This is a genomic window from Phreatobacter sp. (genome assembly GCF_016793595.1).
GTDB lineage: Bacteria > Pseudomonadota > Alphaproteobacteria > Rhizobiales > Phreatobacteraceae > Phreatobacter.
Genome location: NZ_JAEULY010000002.1, coordinates 332,906 through 348,569 on the forward strand (window position 1 = coordinate 332,906; position 15,664 = coordinate 348,569).

At 67.2% G+C, this 15,664-nt stretch carries 18 protein-coding genes; 6 read left to right on the forward strand and 12 right to left on the reverse strand.

Annotated elements, in window-relative coordinates; translation table 11 throughout:
* Positions 1 to 210: 210 nt before the first annotated feature.
* The 7 genes from JNK84_RS02240 to JNK84_RS02270 all read right to left on the reverse strand — a co-directional run bounded on the left by JNK84_RS02240 (position 211) and on the right by JNK84_RS02270 (position 5,039).
* Positions 211 to 687 carry a MaoC family dehydratase gene (locus JNK84_RS02240; RefSeq protein WP_293420076.1) on the reverse strand — a complete coding sequence of 159 codons (477 nt, stop codon included), beginning with the start codon at positions 685 to 687 and terminating at the stop codon, positions 211 to 213.
* Positions 687 to 1,172 (reverse strand): MaoC family dehydratase, encoded by a 486-nt coding sequence (locus tag JNK84_RS02245; protein ID WP_293420079.1) that lies wholly within the window; start codon positions 1,170 to 1,172, stop codon positions 687 to 689. Before JNK84_RS02245 ends, JNK84_RS02240 begins: the two co-directional genes overlap by 1 nt.
* Before the next feature lie 76 nt (positions 1,173 to 1,248).
* A complete protein-coding gene (ychF, locus tag JNK84_RS02250) occupies positions 1,249 to 2,346 on the reverse strand; it encodes a redox-regulated ATPase YchF (protein WP_293420082.1) in 1,098 nt (365 codons plus the stop codon).
* Positions 2,347 to 2,401: 55 nt separating this feature from the next.
* Positions 2,402 to 3,025 carry an aminoacyl-tRNA hydrolase gene (gene pth, locus JNK84_RS02255; protein ID WP_293420084.1) on the reverse strand — a complete coding sequence of 208 codons (624 nt, stop codon included), beginning with the start codon at positions 3,023 to 3,025 and terminating at the stop codon, positions 2,402 to 2,404.
* A gap of 76 nt (positions 3,026 to 3,101) precedes the next feature.
* A complete protein-coding gene (locus JNK84_RS02260; protein WP_293420087.1) occupies positions 3,102 to 3,728 on the reverse strand; it encodes a 50S ribosomal protein L25/general stress protein Ctc in 627 nt (208 codons plus the stop codon).
* A gap of 135 nt (positions 3,729 to 3,863) precedes the next feature.
* On the reverse strand, positions 3,864 to 4,307 hold the full coding sequence (locus tag JNK84_RS02265; RefSeq protein ID WP_293420090.1) for a cupin domain-containing protein: 444 nt from the start codon (positions 4,305 to 4,307) through the stop codon (positions 3,864 to 3,866).
* A 42-nt stretch (positions 4,308 to 4,349) separates the two neighbouring features.
* On the reverse strand, positions 4,350 to 5,039 hold the full coding sequence (locus JNK84_RS02270; RefSeq protein ID WP_293420093.1) for a helix-turn-helix domain-containing protein: 690 nt from the start codon (positions 5,037 to 5,039) through the stop codon (positions 4,350 to 4,352).
* 260 nt (positions 5,040 to 5,299) lie between these two features.
* Between JNK84_RS02270 and JNK84_RS02275 the strand changes: the two genes are divergently transcribed.
* Positions 5,300 to 5,788 carry a hypothetical protein gene (locus tag JNK84_RS02275; RefSeq protein ID WP_293420096.1) on the forward strand — a complete coding sequence of 163 codons (489 nt, stop codon included), beginning with the start codon at positions 5,300 to 5,302 and terminating at the stop codon, positions 5,786 to 5,788.
* On the opposite strand, the gene JNK84_RS02280 is transcribed toward JNK84_RS02275, so the two are convergent.
* Genes JNK84_RS02280 through JNK84_RS02290 form a run of 3 tightly spaced genes read right to left on the reverse strand, consistent with a single transcriptional unit; the run spans position 5,771 to position 9,617 of the window.
* On the reverse strand, positions 5,771 to 6,451 hold the full coding sequence (locus JNK84_RS02280; RefSeq protein WP_293420099.1) for a hypothetical protein: 681 nt from the start codon (positions 6,449 to 6,451) through the stop codon (positions 5,771 to 5,773). The genes JNK84_RS02275 and JNK84_RS02280 overlap by 18 nt on opposite strands.
* Positions 6,448 to 7,158, reverse strand: coding sequence for a hypothetical protein (locus JNK84_RS02285; RefSeq protein WP_293420102.1), 711 nt, complete (start codon positions 7,156 to 7,158; stop codon positions 6,448 to 6,450). The genes JNK84_RS02280 and JNK84_RS02285 overlap by 4 nt, the downstream gene beginning before the upstream one ends.
* A 23-nt stretch (positions 7,159 to 7,181) precedes the next feature.
* Positions 7,182 to 9,617 (reverse strand): hypothetical protein, encoded by a 2,436-nt coding sequence (locus JNK84_RS02290; RefSeq protein ID WP_293420105.1) that lies wholly within the window; start codon positions 9,615 to 9,617, stop codon positions 7,182 to 7,184.
* A 309-nt stretch (positions 9,618 to 9,926) separates the two neighbouring features.
* Here JNK84_RS02290 and JNK84_RS02295 point away from each other — a divergent pair, with 309 nt between their 5' ends.
* Entirely contained in the window at positions 9,927 to 11,339 is a 1,413-nt protein-coding gene (locus JNK84_RS02295; RefSeq protein WP_293420108.1) for an ATP-binding protein, read from the forward strand.
* Here JNK84_RS02295 and JNK84_RS02300 read toward each other — a convergent pair.
* On the reverse strand, positions 11,336 to 11,893 hold the full coding sequence (locus JNK84_RS02300) for a hypothetical protein (protein ID WP_293420111.1): 558 nt from the start codon (positions 11,891 to 11,893) through the stop codon (positions 11,336 to 11,338). The genes JNK84_RS02295 and JNK84_RS02300 overlap by 4 nt on opposite strands.
* Positions 11,894 to 12,168: 275 nt before the next feature.
* Here JNK84_RS02300 and JNK84_RS02305 point away from each other — a divergent pair, with 275 nt between their 5' ends.
* The 4 genes from JNK84_RS02305 to JNK84_RS02320 all read left to right on the forward strand — a co-directional run bounded on the left by JNK84_RS02305 (position 12,169) and on the right by JNK84_RS02320 (position 15,337).
* A complete protein-coding gene (locus tag JNK84_RS02305) occupies positions 12,169 to 13,203 on the forward strand; it encodes a hypothetical protein (RefSeq protein WP_293420114.1) in 1,035 nt (344 codons plus the stop codon).
* On the forward strand, positions 13,200 to 14,462 hold the full coding sequence (locus JNK84_RS02310; protein WP_293420117.1) for a vWA domain-containing protein: 1,263 nt from the start codon (positions 13,200 to 13,202) through the stop codon (positions 14,460 to 14,462). The genes JNK84_RS02305 and JNK84_RS02310 overlap by 4 nt, the downstream gene beginning before the upstream one ends.
* Complete coding sequence (locus tag JNK84_RS02315) at positions 14,459 to 14,845, forward strand: LCCL domain-containing protein (RefSeq protein WP_293420120.1); 387 nt, start codon at positions 14,459 to 14,461, stop codon at positions 14,843 to 14,845. Before JNK84_RS02310 ends, JNK84_RS02315 begins: the two co-directional genes overlap by 4 nt.
* 78 nt (positions 14,846 to 14,923) lie before the next feature.
* On the forward strand, positions 14,924 to 15,337 hold the full coding sequence (locus JNK84_RS02320; RefSeq protein ID WP_293420123.1) for a nuclear transport factor 2 family protein: 414 nt from the start codon (positions 14,924 to 14,926) through the stop codon (positions 15,335 to 15,337).
* A gap of 13 nt (positions 15,338 to 15,350) precedes the next feature.
* On the opposite strand, the gene JNK84_RS02325 is transcribed toward JNK84_RS02320, so the two are convergent.
* Positions 15,351 to 15,626, reverse strand: coding sequence for a hypothetical protein (locus tag JNK84_RS02325; protein WP_293420126.1), 276 nt, complete (start codon positions 15,624 to 15,626; stop codon positions 15,351 to 15,353).
* Positions 15,627 to 15,664 lie beyond the last annotated feature (38 nt).

The following is a 15,664-nucleotide window of genomic DNA, read 5'->3' on the forward strand; positions in this document are numbered from 1 at the left end:
CAGATGGAATGGATTAGCGTGGCTCGGTGCAATCTTCCCCATACCGACCCGGAGGGCCGCCATGTCTGGTTCCGCTACCCATCGTCTAATCCGCAGTTACGCCGAGGCTCGCGCCATGGCCGCGCGCGAGCGGGCCATCGCGCTTTTCGATTTGTGGCGGGCTCTGCGAAATCGGGTGGAAACGTCAGCGGAGGGGGCGCGCCGGGCTGTCTACGCGGAAGGGGTGCCCATCGGCACGAAGCCGGATCCGTCGAAGGAGAAGACCAGTTCGCCGCGCTGGTTCACGCCGGTATTGAGCGAGAAGGCGATGCCCCAGCCGGGCCGCGAGGCCAGCGGTCGTTTGCTGGTGCACTCCGAGAAATAGGTCACGGTGTCGCCGGCCCGCACCGGCTTCGGCCATCGCAGGTTCTTGAAGCCGCCGGAAGGTCCGGCTTTCTGGACAGGCAGGCCCTCCGCCGCGCGTGCGGCCGCGACGCGCTTGCCATGCTCCACCCGCATGCGCATCCACACGCCTCCGGTATGCCAGCCCGACGCGACGAGGCCGCCGAAATGGCTGCTCCGGCCCGCATCTTCGGAAAGGTGGAAGGGTTGGGGATCGTATTTCGTCGCAAAAGCGATGATCGCTTCGGCGGTGAACGTGTGAGAACCGAGCTCTTCCTTCAGCCCGATGACGATATCCTCGTACATCACGCTGCTCCCGCGCTGCGGCGGCGGAAGAAGATCGGATTGGTCTGCACCAGCACGACCTCGCCCTTCTGGTTCATCAGTTCGAAACGGAAGCGGACGATGCCCATTTCCGGCCGTGAGGCGGAAGCGCGCGTCTCCAGGGTCTCGCGGCGCACGGAAAGCACGTCGCCGGGATAGACCGGCTTCAGCCACTGCATCTCCTCGATGCCGGAACTGCCCATCGAGGTCGAGCGGACCATGAACCCGTCGCAGTTGAGCCGCATCAGCATGGCGCTGGAATGCCAGCCCGAGGCGGCGAGGCCGCCGAGCATCGAGGCGCGGCCCGCTTCCTCGTCGAGATGGAAGGGCTGCGGGTCGAACTCCGTCGCGTACTCGATCACCTCCGCCTTCGTGACCTCGTAGCGGCCGTAGGTGGTGATCTCGCCGGGGATGAAGTCCTCGAAGGCGGGGTAGGGCGGCTTCTCGCCCGTGTCTGTGCTGCTCATGGTGCCGGTCGCATGCTGGTAGGACCGGCACTATGCCCAAAAAGGCGGGCCACGCCCTTCCGCCGTTCGGCCGGCCTCAGTTCGCGAAGCGGAAATGCAGCACGTCGCCGTCGGCAACCACATATTCCTTGCCTTCGAGCCTGAGCTTGCCGGCATCGCGCGCACCGGCCTCGCCGTTGAGCGAGGTGTAGTCGGCGAAGGCGATGGTTTCCGCGCGGATGAAGCCCTTCTCGAAATCGGTGTGGATGACGCCGGCCGCGCCGGGGGCCTTGGTGCCCTTGGTGATGGTCCAGGCACGGGCTTCCTTCGGCCCCACGGTGAAGTAGGTGACGAGCGAGAGCAGGTCGTAGCCGGCGCGGATGACGCGGTTGAGGCCGGGCTCTTCGAGGCCGACGGCCTCCAGGAAGTCCTTCTGGTCGTCGAGCGGCATGACCGCGATCTCGCTCTCGATCTTGGCCGAGACGACGACCGCCTTGGCGCCCTCCGCCTTCGCCCGCTCGAACACCTTGGCCGAGAACGAATTGCCCTTGTCGGCGGAGGCTTCCTCGACATTGCAGACGTAGAGCACCGGCTTGGTCGTCAGCAGGTTGAGCATCTCGAAGGCCTTCGCCTCCTCCGGCCTCACCTCGGTCATGCGGGCGGGGCGACCGTCGCGCAGGTGGACGAGGGCGCGGTTGATCAGATCGACCTGCTCCTTGGCCTCCTTGTCGCCGCCCTTGGCCTTCTTCTCGGCCGCGACGACGCGCTTCTCGAGGCTTTCGAGGTCGGCGAGCATCAGCTCGGTCTCGATGGTCTCGATGTCAGCGATGGGGTCGACCTTGCCCTCGACATGGGTGATGTCGCCGTCCTCGAAGCAGCGCACGACATGGGCGATGGCATCGACCTCGCGGATATTGGCGAGGAACTGGTTGCCGAGGCCCTCGCCCTTGGAGGCGCCGCGCACGATGCCGGCAATATCGACGAAGGTGATGCGGGTCGGGATGATCTGCTGGGACTTGCCGATGGTGGCGAGCTGGTCGAGGCGCGGATCGGGCACGGCCACGTCGCCGACATTCGGCTCGATGGTGCAGAACGGGTAATTGGCCGCCTGCGCCGCCGCAGTCTGCGTCAGCGCGTTGAAGAGGGTCGACTTGCCGACGTTCGGCAGGCCGACGATGCCGCATTTGAAGCCCATGGGCGAAATTCCATCATCAGGTTTGCGCGCCTTGTCGAGCGCGCGAAAGGGGGTGTCAAGCTTTGGACGGGTCCTTGGCCTCGCCGGGCCGCTTCACGTCGCTCCAGCCGCGCCCTTCCATGGCGAGGTGGATACGGTTCTGGAAGCCGGGATCGTCGCCCGCCGCGAGCAGTTCGGCTTGGTCGGCGCAGGCGTCGCAGAGATCCTCGACCCAGGGCGTTTCAGCCTTGGCGAAGTCGTTGAGCACGTAGGAATGAACGAGGTTCTTGTCGCCGGGATGGCCGATGCCCATCCGCACGCGGCGATAGTCGTTGCCGCACTGGGCGGTGATGGAGCGCAGTCCGTTATGGCCGGCATTGCCGCCGCCGGTCTTCACGCGGAGCTTGGCGGGCGGCAGGTCCAGCTCGTCATGAAAGACGACGACCTGGCCGAGCTCGATCTTGAAGAAGCGCATGGCCTCGCCGACCGCCCGGCCGCTCTCGTTCATGTAGGTGCCGGGCATCAGCAGAAGCGCCTTGTGCGTTCCTATCGCGCCTTCCGCTGTCAGCCCCTGGAAGCGCTGGCGCCAGGGCGAGAAACGGTGGCGGCGATGGATCGCCTCGGCCGCCATGAAGCCGATATTGTGCCGGTTGTTCCTGAACTTCGCCCCGGGATTGCCGAGGCCGGCCAACAGAATCATCGGTCTTCCCCAACGAAAAGGGCGCCCGGCAAGGGGCGCCCCGATGTCGTGATGATCGGGGCGAGGCCCCGGCGGATCACTTCTTGGCGGCCGGGGCCGCGGCCGGAGCGGGCTCGGCGGCAGCGGCGGGCTCTTCCAGCACGGTCGGCGCGACGATGGAGAGCAGCGTGGCGTTCTCCTTCGAGGCCGGACGGGCGCCGGCCGGCAGCTTCACGTCCGCGACGTGAACGGTCGAGCCGATAGAGAGCTGCGAAATGTCGATATCGACGGCTTCCGGAATGTTGTCCGCCTTGCAGAGCAGGGTCAGCGAGTGAACGACGAGGTTCACGGTGCCGCCCGCTTTCACGCCCGGCGAGACGTCGGCGCCCACGACGTGGACCGGAATGTCGACCGAAATCTCCGCGCCCTCACCGAGGCGCAGGAAATCGACATGGACCGGGGTGTCCTTGACGGGGTCGAGCTGGTAGTCGCGCGGAATGACGCGGTGCTTCTCGCCGCCAACCTCGAGGGTGAGGACGGTCGACTTGAAGTGTCCGGCGTAGATGCGCTGGTGAAGGGTCTTGTAGTCGAGCGAAATCAGGACGGGAGCCTTCTTGTCCCCGTAGATAACGCCGGGCACGCGGCCCTGACGACGTTCTGCGCGTGCGGCCCCCTTGCCGCCCTTCGCGCGGACCGTCGCCGACAACGTTGCGTTGGCAGCCATGGTCTTCATCTCCAAAAGAAAGACCCGCGGCGGAAGCCTCCAGGGGTGCGGAGATGCCACGGGACGGCCGGCCTATAGCGGAAACATGCCGGACGGGCAAGGCCGCGCCGCTGCAGGCGCGACCTTCACCGTGGATCAGAGGTCCGTGCGTTCCTCGTGCAGGGGTTTGCGAACCTTCATGTTGAAGCGGCCGTTATAGATCGGCAGGCCCTTCGTGGTCGGGCCGGGATACTGGACGATCAGGATCTCGCCACCGGTCTCCGTGGAAAAGGCGCCCTCGAAATGCGGGTCCGGGTGGAACAGCATGGCGCCGGGGGTGCAGAGGTGGCCATCGATCCGGAATTCGCCTTTCAGCACGTACCAGACCTGGGCGAAGTCGTGATTGTGGATCGGATGGTGAGCGCCGGGTTCGAGCCGCAGGATGCCGGCATTCGGTTCCGTCGGCCGTTCGGGGCGGGGGTGGAACAGCATCTTGCCGGTCTCGCCCGGCCAGCGGATCGTTTCCCATTCGACATCGTCGACGTGCTTCACCTCGTAGGGCAGGTGTCGTCCTGCCCCGGTCCGGGCTGCTTCGCTCATGGCTTCCTCCGTGATGCCGCGCCCTTGACGGGCGTCGGCGCTTCAATTGTCCGCCGCGCCCGGCGGACCCTGGCGTGGGATCGCGGCGCCGTGCCGCGCCCACCATTCGACCGCCATGGCGCTTTCGTGCTCCATGGCCGTGATCATCAGGATTTCGGCTTCGTTCGCCCCGGCGCTCCAGGCCATGTGCGGCGTGGTCGACTGGAGATGGATGGAATCGCCGGCGGCCAGCGTCACCACTTCGTCACCGATCTGGAAAGCGACGGTGCCGGACAGCACAAAGCAGAATTCCTCGCCCGGATGCGACACCAGCGGACCGTGGGCGCCGCCCTGCGGAAAGCGCAGGCGGAAGGCTTCCATCAGATGGTCGCGGCGTCCCGAGGCGAGCTGCGTCCATGCATAACCATCGCCATCCTTGCCCGAGTGGGCAGCCGGCGTCTCCGTCTCGCCCGCGCGAACCACGCGGAACGGCGCACGCTGCGGTGCCTCGCTATCGAACAAGGCGGCCGGAGCCAGATCGAGCGCGCCGGCAATCTGCAACAGATTGCCGATGGAGCAGGCGACCTGACCGCGCTCCAGGCGCGACAGGAAGGTCGTCGACAGGCCGGCGGCCCTGCCGAGATCGTCCAGTGTCATGCGGAGGCCCTGGCGTGCCTCGCGGATGCGTTCGCCAATGCGGCGCAACGATTCCTGCTCGGCGTTTCGGGGGGCCGTTTGATTGGCAATGTTCATAACAGGCACTTTTTATTTGCTTGCAATGAAAGTCAAGACTGCCTGACACGGGGCTGGGACCGTGAAACCCGCGCCGCCGGTTTTCGCGGCGCGGAGGCGAAACATCCGCTGGCTAGCAATTGTCCGGCGCGTCGTTGCACCGGCCCGGCTTGTCGCGACACTGCGCGGCAGGGGCCCGGTCGGTGGCGTGGTCAACCTGCGCAGGCTCTGGAATGCTGGGAGGCCGGTGGATGGCGATCGGGATACGAAGGAGACAGCCCGTGCGTGTTTCGGTGAATGCCTGCCTCGCCGTAATGCTCCTCGCGGCTCCCGCCCATGCCGGTCAGGTCTATTTCCGTCTGTCCGGCCGCGCGCCGGCGAGCGATCCCTGCCTTGGCCGCAGCTATGACGAGGCGCATCTGCGCCGCAATCCGCGCCAGAAGGTGACGCGCATCCATCTGCGTCGCGAGCGTGTGTCGGTGCCGGATGAGAACGGCGCGGAGCGGTTTACGGTGAGGATCGGCTTCCGCTTGCGCGGCGATGGTGACGCCTATGCCGTCAACGGCATCTGTACGACCAACGGGGCGGCCGCCGACTGCGCCGGCGAGGGCGATGCCGGCGAATTCCAGCTGGAACTGCGCGGTGACGATGTTCGCGTTTCCGTGGAACGGCTGGAGGTCGAGGGCGCGCACGGATCGAGCCCCGATCTCGCGGCGAGCGACGACCGGGTGTTCCTGCTCCGCCCGGCGCCGCTATCGGCGTGCCGGTGAGGGCGAGCCCGGTGATGACCAGATGACCGCTGCGGTGCCAGCCAATGCCTGCTCGGCATCCTGATCGTCGATTAGGATGCGCGTGAACGGATCAACAGCATGACGGACCAGTTCGGTTCGATCGGAGAGCGCCATGAGGGGCACGCCGAATCCCCAGCTCCGTTGCATCCATGTCGGCGACGGCGACCCGCTTCGGGCTGAGAAAACCCGCCCGCCAGCGTGGAGCTCATAAAGGTTCTGGTAGCGCGGGTTGCTCGCAAAACCAGGCAAGCCCGTCGCACCTACCGCCAGGCTGTCGAGATCCCAGGCGTCTTCATTGCCGAAGGGCAGGGGAGCGTAGGCTACCGCGAGCAGCGCGCAGTCAGCCCATGCCCAGTTCGCCCTGTCATCCTGCCGCCTTGCCAGGTCAAAATGCAGGGCGATCTGCGTGGCGCGCCTGCGACCGCGCACGGGCAAGCTGAATGAGCAATGCTCAGTGTATTGAAAGCAACTCCAGTCCCAATCTGGCTCTTCTTCATTGTCTTGATATTCCAGATCGAAAGCGGCCGGGACCCGCTCTCGCAGCAGACTTCGAAAGTCATCGATCAGGCGCTCGATTTCCACGCCTGCCCGCCGCGAGTTGGAAAAAGCCGCTGCAATAGGGCACGGGACACGCGCGGTCATGACGCGCTCCTGTAGAAGACAGGAGATTGCGGAAAAGTCGGTTGAAGTCCCGCCCAGTCGGCGAACCCCTGGAACGCTCGAATGTCTACTCGCTCAAGGAAGTTCCCAACCAGCTCCGCCCAGACGTGCAACGGACGGCCGTCGGCTAGTGTTCCGGTGCGCCTCTGAAGATCTTTCAGTCGCGCCAGGATATCGATCCAGGTGGTTGCGACATCAATTCCGGCCGGCCGTCCGGGGTAGTGTTTCGCGACAGTTGCGGTCACGATTGTCGCGTTCGCCCACCGGTGATCCTCTCGGATCGCCGCGCGCTGCCGGGCGACTTCTCGCGTCAGGTGCTCGTCGGTGACTTTCCAGTCCCATTTCATTTCAATGAGCACGGCCAGGTAGGCGCCGTCGCCATTCCGGAATCGGACCACGACGTCTGGCTCGCATCTGCTTGCGTCTTGCCGCTGGTTCCATGACGACGCGCTGAGGTCGGATGGCCAGAAATCCACGTGGTGCGACGCGAAGTTCATCTCGCCTGCTACCGCTGTGAAGCCCGGCCCCAGAGCGAGGGCCAGGCAACGGGAGGCTTCGCTTGTCGTCATGAAGACAAGAGGCGTGAACACCATGGATGTCACTGCATCCTCGTTCTTCGCGTTCTTGTGCTCGCCTGGTCGGTCATGAAGGACCCGCCGGACATTCTTGATGTTGAATGCGTGGAGCATCAGAGAACTCCGGAGGCCGTACGCTATTCCTCCTCGCGGCCGAGGACGCCGTCGAGGGCGGCCTTCAGGTTTTCGAGGGATAGCGGCCGATAGGTGAAGACGACGCGGCTTGCGCCGGCCGGCACTTCGACGCCGCGGAACAGGACGTCGGTGCGCAGGAGCGGCTTGCGGACGCCGTCCACCTCGACCTGCCAGCCGGGATACCAGGGCTCGTGCAGCGTCAGGACAGCGGTCAGCCGGCTCTCGACGGACACCTCGACCCGGTCCGGGCGCCAGGACACGATCTCCGCGCGGCCGGGCGGCCGTGTCGGAACGGGAGCGACCAGCGCGGCCAGCGGGCCGGTCGGTCTGGCCTGAGCCGTGACCGGCCGCGGATTGCCGGCGGTATCGGCTGCGGGAGGCGAAGTTTGCGAGGCCGCATAGGTCTGGCTCAGGTCGTCGTCGTCATCGACCATGACCTCCGAGCCGGAGACGGACGGAAAGCGGCCAGCATCGACGAAGGCGTCGGCATCCGCGACACGCACGACACCCGACAGGACCACACGCGGCTCGGCCTGCGGCAGGCGATAGATCCAGGCCTGCGGGCCATCCATGATGGTTTCGATCGTCTGCCACTGGCGCAGGTGCGGCATCAGCTCGATCGGCCGGTCGAGGACGATGTATTCGAGGCCGAGCGCCCGCGACAGGTCGCAGCTATAGCTGGAGAACGAGGCGGGGAAGCGGCGGTGGAACACCGTGTAGGGGCTTTCGCCCGGCGCGACGAGCCGGTCGTAGGAGCCGATGCGCAGGGGGTTGTAGCCGTTGGTGGCCTCGAAGCCATAGACCATCGCGGCATTCTGCCAGGGTCCGCCGAGCCCGACGATCTCGACGCGCGGACGGACGGCGCCGTGCGGCTGGCGCTTCATCTCGCGGGTGAGCGTGGCGATGATCGAGCCGTCGCGGCCACTCGGCCGCTCGAGGAAGGCGTAGTTGGTGCGCGGTTCGGCGTTGAGCGAGGATCCGGCATTGAGCAGGACCAGCTCGCCGGCGGTGAACACCGTCGCGAGCGTTGCCGCCGCAAGGCGGGCGCGCGGCGCGCGGGCGAGGAGCAGCAGGGCGATCAGTCCGACGTAGATGGGCGCGACCTTGGCGATGGCGATCATCGCGTCGACCGCCTTGCCGGAGCCCGCCGAGAAATGGACGGCCCAGCCGAGCAGGCCCGCCACCGCCAGCGTGCCGACGGCGAGGACGACCGGCGGCACCCGGGGCAGGCCCTTGCGGACATAGTCGGAGAGCAGGTGCCCCGTGAGGTAGGCCAGCGCGAGAACGAGGATGAACAGGCCGCCGACCGGTCGGCGAAACTGCGAGATGCCCGGAACGTGCTCGAACAGCCAGGGGAAGATCGGCGTGTAGCGGCCGAGCGCATAGACGAGGGCGCCAACGGCGACGGCGGCCATGACCCGCCGGCCCGAGGCCCAGAGACGCCCGCCGGCAAGGCCGTGCCACAGCACGAGCAGGGCCGTGAAGCTACCCGCGAACAGGTAGTTGAAGGCCCGGTCGGTGCCGTCGAGGCCGGGGCGGGTGCCGTGGCCCGGGCCCCAGTCGCCAAGCACCGCCTGTTGGATCGAGCCGAAGATGTTCGGAACGATGAAATTCGCGGCGTTCACCGGATACCAGGAGGAGAGCAGCGCGTTCTGGAGGTCGATGGCCGGGCGGTTCGAGAAGGCGGCGAACTGTGCGGTCAGAAGCAGTGGCACCGCCATCAGCGCGACGCCGGTCAGGCCCATGACGATGAATAGCGGCAGGCGGCTCAGCGCGAAGCGGGCCGGCGAGGGCTGGTTGAGAATATGCCGCGCGGCGAGCACGACCAGCACGAAGCACAGCAGCAGGGGCGTTTGCGTGCGGCCGAGCGCGATGATCACGGCGATGACGGCAAAGCCGATGGCGGCAAGGAACGAGCGCCGGTCGAGGGAGGCCTCCAGCAGCAGCCAGGCCAGTGGGAACAGGCCGAAGGATGTGATGATGCCGACATGGTTCATGCGACCGGCGACAACGCCGCCGAGCATGAAGATCGCGGCGGCGAGCACCGATGCGGCGGCCGGCCAGCCATGGCGGTGACCATAGACGCCAAGGGCGAGGCCGCCGACCAGCAGGTGGGCGAAGACGATGAAGTCGAAAGCGAAGAGCGACGGCGAGGGATCGAACAGCGCCCAGACCAGGAAGGGCGGCGAGAAGATCAGCGACTGCGGGTCGGCGATGCTCGGGTGTCCGGCATAGTGGTAGGGATTCCAGAAGGGCGTCCCGCCATCATGGATCGTGCCCGCGAGAAAGCGAAAGAACGCGTAGAACTGGTTCTTGGAATCCCAGGGAACGACGAGATCGTTCAGCCACCACTGCATCCACGCGGCGGTCCAGACCAGCGTGATGGCCGCAAGGGTCAGAATGAGAGTCGCGGCCGGCCGCGACAGTGCAGTACGCAAGCGCTCCAGCCATGGGCCGGCAAACACATGAGACCGCGCGCGCGCAAAGGGCGCGCGACCCGCATCATCGACAGCCAACTCAATCCCCCTGAGGCGTGAACGACGCCTCCCCTATGTGGATCACTGAATCGTGAAGTTTCGCCTTTTTCAAGCGAATTGTATGGTTCTAAAGACGTTTCCGTCTGAACTGCGGCGGATTGGCCGCGGCATTGTGACCGGATCAGTGGCGAATTGCGGCGATTGCCCCGAGGGAGGCATGCGCGAGGCCACCGTTTCGCGGCTTCGGCGGCGGCGTGATAGGCTCCGTCCATGTCGACCATCGAGCGCCCGCAATCGACCTATGGCGGCCTTCGCGGCCTGATCGCCAACTTCGCCACCCGTTTTTCGGGGTTGGGGGAGGCGGCCGGGCGCCGATTCAACGACCTGATGCCGAAGGGGCTCTATGCCCGTTCCCTGATCATCGTCATCGCGCCGATCGTGATCCTCCAGTCGGTCGTCGCCTATGTGTTCATGGAGCGGCACTGGCAGCTCGTGACGCACCGCCTGTCGGCGGCGGTGACGCAGGACATCGCTGCGCTCATCGACATCCAGAAGACCTATCCGCAGGACCGCGATTACGAGACGCTGCGGCGCATCGCGCGCGACCGGCTGAACCTGATGGTCGAGATCCTGCCGCCGGAGCCGCTGCCGATCTCCGGCCCAAAGCCGTTCTTCGACGTGCTGGACGGCGCGCTGTCCCGCGAGATCGCGCTGCAGGTCGGCAGGCCGTTCTGGATCGATACGGTGGGCAATTCGGCGCTGGTCGAGATCCGCATCCAGCTCGAAGACAATTCGGTCATGAAGGTCTTCGCCCGGCGCGGCATGGCCTATGCCTCGAACAGCCACATCTTCCTGGTCTGGATGGTGATCGCCTCGCTGGTGCTGATCGGCATCGCCATCCTGTTTCTGCGCAACCAGATCCGGCCGATCCAGGCATTGGCGGCGGCCGCCGAGGATTTTGGCAAGGGCCGCGAGGTGGTCGGCTTCCGCCCGCGTGGCGCCAGCGAGGTGAGGGCGGCGGCGCAGGCCTTCATCGAGATGCGCCGGCGCATCGAGCGGCAGATCGACCAGCGCACGACCATGCTGGCCGGCGTCAGCCATGACCTGAGGACCGTGCTGACGCGCTTCAAGCTGGAACTGGCGCTGCTGTCCGAAGGGCCGGAGACGGAGGCGCTGCGCCGCGACGTCGATGAAATGGGCCGCATGGTCGAGGGCTATCTCGCCTTCGCGCGCGGCGATTCCGGCGAGCCGCCGGCGCCGACCGACATGGAAGCCTTCCTCAGGGAGCTCGCCGCCGATGCCGAGCGCTCCGGCCACAAGGTCTCGGCCGATTTCCACGGCGAGCCGATCGTGACGGTGAGGCCCGACGCCTTCCGCCGCTGCCTCGCCAACCTCGTCGGCAATGCCGCGCGCTATGGCGACGCCATCGCCATTGTCGGCCATCGCGACCACCGCTGGCTGACCGTCACGGTGGACGATGACGGGCCGGGTATTCCCGCCGACCGGCGCGAGGACGTGTTCAAGCCGTTCCTGCGGCTGGACGATGCGCGCAACGTCGACGAGGGCGGCTCGGGGCTGGGGCTGGCCATCGCCCGTGACATCGCCCGGTCGCATGGCGGCGACATCACCCTGTCGGACAGCCCGCTCGGCGGCCTCCGGGCGACGGTGCGCGTGCCGATCTAGGCTTCCAGCGGCTCGGCGATCGCCTCGCCGAACAGGCGGCGGCGCGCGAGGAGCGCGATGTCGTGGGCGAGCAGCGACAGATGCGCCGCGACGATGGCCGCCGAGAGCGCCATCCCGAACAGCCAGTAGGCGGGCATCGAGGAGAATGTCGTCGAAGCCGAGGGGATGCGGCTGGCCTCATCGAGAAGGGGCTGCGCCACGGCGGCCAGCAGAACCAGCCCCGCGAGACCGCCGAGCACCACGGCGGAAGAGCGAATGTTGGCCAGTGGCACGCTGGGGCCGATGAAGGCGCGCAGCGCCCCGACCAGGACCAGCGTCAGGATCACCGCCCAGGAAACGGCGTGGGTGCCGGCATAGACCTGCGCCTCGAAGATGCGGCCGGCGGCGACGAGGGCGTCGATCCGCGCCTCCAGCGTGTCCGGCGACATCCAGAAGATCGAGAGGCGATAGCCGGGCACGGGCTCGATCAGGCCATGGCCCGTGGTCGCCGCGGCAAGCGCGGCGGCGGCGAGATAGATCCCGCAGAAGGTCATCACCAGGCGGCGCATTGCCATGTCTCCACGTCCCCATCCCGACACTAGGGAGCGGCGCGGGGGCACGGCAACGACAAGGTTAAAAGTTGGTTAACAAGCGTCTCCAAATGCGCGCTTCGCGCTCCTGATACGCGCATGGCGTGCGGTTTGCGGGATGCGGCCTGTCTTTCCTGAACGCTGCCATAACAGGGCGAAAATGACCGAAAAATAATGTTCCAGGCCAGCTCTGGCGCTGTTTTCCGGCTTCTCCTAGATGCCGATGTCATGGCGTGCATTCGCCATGTCGGGAGGGGTCCATGGAAGGCATCCGCGCCGCATTCGACGAGGCCGTCACGCTCCGGCAGGCGAAGAAACTGATCCAGTGCATGGCCCACGAGCAGAGCTTCCTGCTGCTCTCCGCACCAGGCATGGGCAAGTCCGAGATGGTCTACGAGGCAGCGCGCGAGGCTGGACTGCCGTGCCGCTCGTTGCTGGGCACGCAGATCGCGCCCGAGGACGTCAGCGGCGTGCCGCGCATCGTCGGCGAGCGCTCGGTCTTCTGTCCGCCGCGCCTTCTGCTGCCGGAGAAGCCCGAGCCGTTCTGCCTGTTCCTCGACGAGCTGCCGGCCTGCGCGCCGGATGTCCAGAAGGCGTTCTACTCGCTGCTGCTGGAGCGCCGGCTCGGCGAGCACGCGCTGCCGCCCGGAACCTGGGTCGTCGCCGCCGGCAACCGCCTGCAGGACCGCGCTCTGGTCCGGGCCATGAGCTCGGCGCTGGTCAACCGCGTCACGATCCTGCAACTGAAGATCGATGTCGATGAATGGCTGGTCTGGGCCCAGCAGCGCGGCATCCGCGCGGAGATCCGCAGCTTCGTCCGCACCATCCCCGATGCGCTGATGCGCCCGGTGCCGGCGGACCCGGTGCCGTTCTCGACCCCGCGCGCCTGGGCGCAGCTGTCGCGGGCGCTGGATCTCGCCGAGAAGTCCAACCTGCTCGGCAACGACACGCGCCGGGCGCTGGCCTTCGGCCGGCTCTCGCCGGAGGACGCTGTGGTGTTCTGCGCGCTGGCCGAGGAGGCGATAGGCGCGATCCGGCCGCTCGACGACTACCTGCGCCAGCCTGATCTGTTGCCCAAGGGCGATTCCGCCCGCTGGTTCGTGCTCGACTGCATCCGCCAGCATGTGCGTGACGGCCGCGCCGATCATCTGAAGCCGGCGGTGGTCAACCGCTTTCTCAAAAGCCTGTCGTCGGAGCATCAGCTGACGCTGGTCGCCGACATGGTCGAGAAGTGGGGAGCACTTGGTGCCGACCGCGCCCTGTTCGATCTCCTGCGCAAGGTCACGGCGGCATGAGTGCCGCGGTCCCCATGATGCCGGGCGAACGTGCGACGCTGACGCGCATCGCGCGGGGGCTGCGCATGGTGACGGTGCCGCTGCCGCATCTGTCGGGCCTTGCGGCGGCCGTGCGCGTCGAGATCGACACGCGCGTGCCGACCATGGGCGTCTTCGCCTCGGGGCGGCTGGTCGCCAATCCCGATTTCACCGCGCGGCTGTCGGAAGACGATCTCGTCTTCGTGCTGGCGCACGAACTGCTGCACCTCGCGCTGCGCACGCACGAGCGCGCGAAGGGCTCCGGCCAGCTCGAGTTCAACTACGCCCACGACTACATCATCAACGATACGCTCAGGCACGCGCTGGGCGTCGCCGCCATCCCCGCCGGCGGCCTCGACATGCCGGGCGCGCGCGAGAAGTCGGCCGAGGAGATCGTCCTCGAGATGCGGCGCAGCGGTCGCTTCATGTCGTCGCGCAGCCAGGTCTGGGAGGGGAGGGCCATCTCGGTCGGCGAACTGCTCGACGCTGCGTCGCAGGCGCCATCTGGCTCTGCCGGCGACGTGCTGGACGCGGCGCGGGAGCGCGAGATGTTCCCGGGAGATGCGGAGGATGCTGCCGAGCGCGCCCGCGCGATCCGCGATCTCGCCGTCAGGGGCATGGCGCTGGCGAAGGCCATGGGCTCGCTCCGCGGCCGGGGCCATATGCCGTGCGGCGAGCAGCAGAACGTCCGGGCACTGCGCGGGCTGACCCATGCGCCCTGGCAGGCGGCGATGCAGACCTGGCTCGAAGGCGTCTCGCCGGGCGAGCGGACCTTCACGCGCGCTTCCCGGCGCGGCGCGGACGATCTCGGCGACATGGTGCTTCCCGGCCGCCGGCGGCATTCGTGGGCGTTGAACGTGGTGCTCGACACCTCGGCCTCGATGACCGACGACATTCCCGTCGCGCTCGGCGCCATAGCCGACTTCTCGGAGGCCGCCGGCATCGACGTCATCCGCCTCGTCCAGTGCGACATGGCGGTCACCTCCGACGAGGAGCTCTCCGCCGCCGAGCTCGCCGAATATTCGGTCTCCGGCTATGGCGGCAGCGACATGACGCCCGCGCTGGCCGCGCTGGCGGAAGACCCGCGCGTCAACGCGGTCGTGGTCATCACGGACGGCGAGATTTCCTACCCGCAGGAGAGGCCGCCCTGTGCGGTGCTCTGGGCCCTGCCGCGCAGCTATCCGAGCTTCCAGCCGCCCTATGGTCGGGTCGTCACCATGCAGCGAGGGGACAAGCCATGAAAGTCGTGCAGGAACTGGTGTCCTACTTCGACCGGCGCGGGAAGCTGTCGCGCCGGCAGCTCCGCGATCTCCTTGACAGGAACTACGTCGCGACCGACGCCCCGGCCACCATGCACGGGCTCTGCGAGAAGGTCGGCGTCATCTACTATTTCCGTGTCACCGGCGTCACCGAGGGGCAGCTCTGGGGTACCGACATCTATAGCGGCGATTCCACGATCGGCGCGGCGGCGGTCCATCAGGGCCTGATGAAGCCCGGCGAGACCAAGCTGCTCCGTGTGGCGGTTGTCGATCCGCCGGACAGTTTTCCCGGAACGACGCGCAACGGCGTGACCAGCACGGAATACGGCCGCTACCAGTATGCCTGGCAGCTATCGGTCGTCTGACGGAGGCTGGAGCGAGGCGCGGCGCCTTCCCGGCCGGGCGGCGCTGCCCTAGCGTGGCGGCCTTCCGGAGGAGCCGCCATGTCCGCATCGACCGCCGCAGCCGTTCCCGCTGCCATCCGCCGCTGGCACGAGGTCGCCGAAGCCCGCGACATTGCCGGCCTCAACGCGCTGCTGGCGGACGAGGCGGTGTTCCAGTCGCCGGTGGTCCATACGCCGCAGGTCGGCAAGGCGATCACGGCGCGCTACCTGACGGCGGCGTTCCAGGTGCTCAATAACGGGCACTTCCGCTATCGGAACGAGTGGTTCGGGCCGAACTCCGCCGTGCTGGAATTCGAGACCGTCGTCGACGGCATCGAGGTCAACGGCGTCGATATCATCACCTGGGATGCCAATGATCGCATCGTCAATTTCAAGGTGATGATCCGGCCGCTGAAGGCCATCAACATGGTGTTCGAGCACATGCGGGCGACGCTCACGGCCATGTCGGCCTGAACGGCCGCCCGGTTCAGTTCGCGCCGAGGCAGGCGGTCGGGGCGGACACCGCCTGACCGGCCGGGCGGAACTTCAGCACGGTCGAGCCTGCGAGGATCTGGCCGTTCGGCACCCAGTCGCCGGCCGAGGTCATCTGCGGCGGATTGGCGGTGCACAGGCACGGGCCGCAATAGGTCACCGGACGCGCGCCGAGCGACTGGGCAGGCGAGAGGCCGGCGCTGGAGGCCTCCGCCGAGGCGGCGAAACCGGCGGCGAGGACCAGGGCTGAAAGCGCGGTGCGGAGGGTCATGGCGAGGTCTCCATGGTGGGACGCGGTCGGTGGCGTCC

What these genes read in the sequence shown, in the direction of transcription:
- pth (WP_293420084.1), bottom strand. Translation starts at nt 3,025, where the DNA reads ATGATTCTGTTGGCCGGCCTCGGCAATCCCGGGGCGAAGTTCAGGAAC.
- JNK84_RS02280 (WP_293420099.1), bottom strand. Translation starts at nt 6,451, where the DNA reads ATGACCGCGCGTGTCCCGTGCCCTATTGCAGCGGCTTTTTCCAACTCG.
- JNK84_RS02265 (WP_293420090.1), bottom strand. Translation starts at nt 4,307, where the DNA reads ATGAGCGAAGCAGCCCGGACCGGGGCAGGACGACACCTGCCCTACGAG.
- JNK84_RS02295 (WP_293420108.1), top strand. Translation starts at nt 9,927, where the DNA reads ATGTCGACCATCGAGCGCCCGCAATCGACCTATGGCGGCCTTCGCGGC.
- JNK84_RS02325 (WP_293420126.1), bottom strand. Translation starts at nt 15,626, where the DNA reads ATGACCCTCCGCACCGCGCTTTCAGCCCTGGTCCTCGCCGCCGGTTTC.
- JNK84_RS02310 (WP_293420117.1), top strand. Translation starts at nt 13,200, where the DNA reads ATGAGTGCCGCGGTCCCCATGATGCCGGGCGAACGTGCGACGCTGACG.
- JNK84_RS02305 (WP_293420114.1), top strand. Translation starts at nt 12,169, where the DNA reads ATGGAAGGCATCCGCGCCGCATTCGACGAGGCCGTCACGCTCCGGCAG.
- JNK84_RS02300 (WP_293420111.1), bottom strand. Translation starts at nt 11,893, where the DNA reads ATGGCAATGCGCCGCCTGGTGATGACCTTCTGCGGGATCTATCTCGCC.
- JNK84_RS02270 (WP_293420093.1), bottom strand. Translation starts at nt 5,039, where the DNA reads ATGAACATTGCCAATCAAACGGCCCCCCGAAACGCCGAGCAGGAATCG.
- JNK84_RS02315 (WP_293420120.1), top strand. Translation starts at nt 14,459, where the DNA reads ATGAAAGTCGTGCAGGAACTGGTGTCCTACTTCGACCGGCGCGGGAAG.
- JNK84_RS02245 (WP_293420079.1), bottom strand. Translation starts at nt 1,172, where the DNA reads ATGAGCAGCACAGACACGGGCGAGAAGCCGCCCTACCCCGCCTTCGAG.
- JNK84_RS02260 (WP_293420087.1), bottom strand. Translation starts at nt 3,728, where the DNA reads ATGGCTGCCAACGCAACGTTGTCGGCGACGGTCCGCGCGAAGGGCGGC.
- JNK84_RS02240 (WP_293420076.1), bottom strand. Translation starts at nt 687, where the DNA reads ATGTACGAGGATATCGTCATCGGGCTGAAGGAAGAGCTCGGTTCTCAC.
- ychF (WP_293420082.1), bottom strand. Translation starts at nt 2,346, where the DNA reads ATGGGCTTCAAATGCGGCATCGTCGGCCTGCCGAACGTCGGCAAGTCG.
- JNK84_RS02285 (WP_293420102.1), bottom strand. Translation starts at nt 7,158, where the DNA reads ATGCTCCACGCATTCAACATCAAGAATGTCCGGCGGGTCCTTCATGAC.
- JNK84_RS02320 (WP_293420123.1), top strand. Translation starts at nt 14,924, where the DNA reads ATGTCCGCATCGACCGCCGCAGCCGTTCCCGCTGCCATCCGCCGCTGG.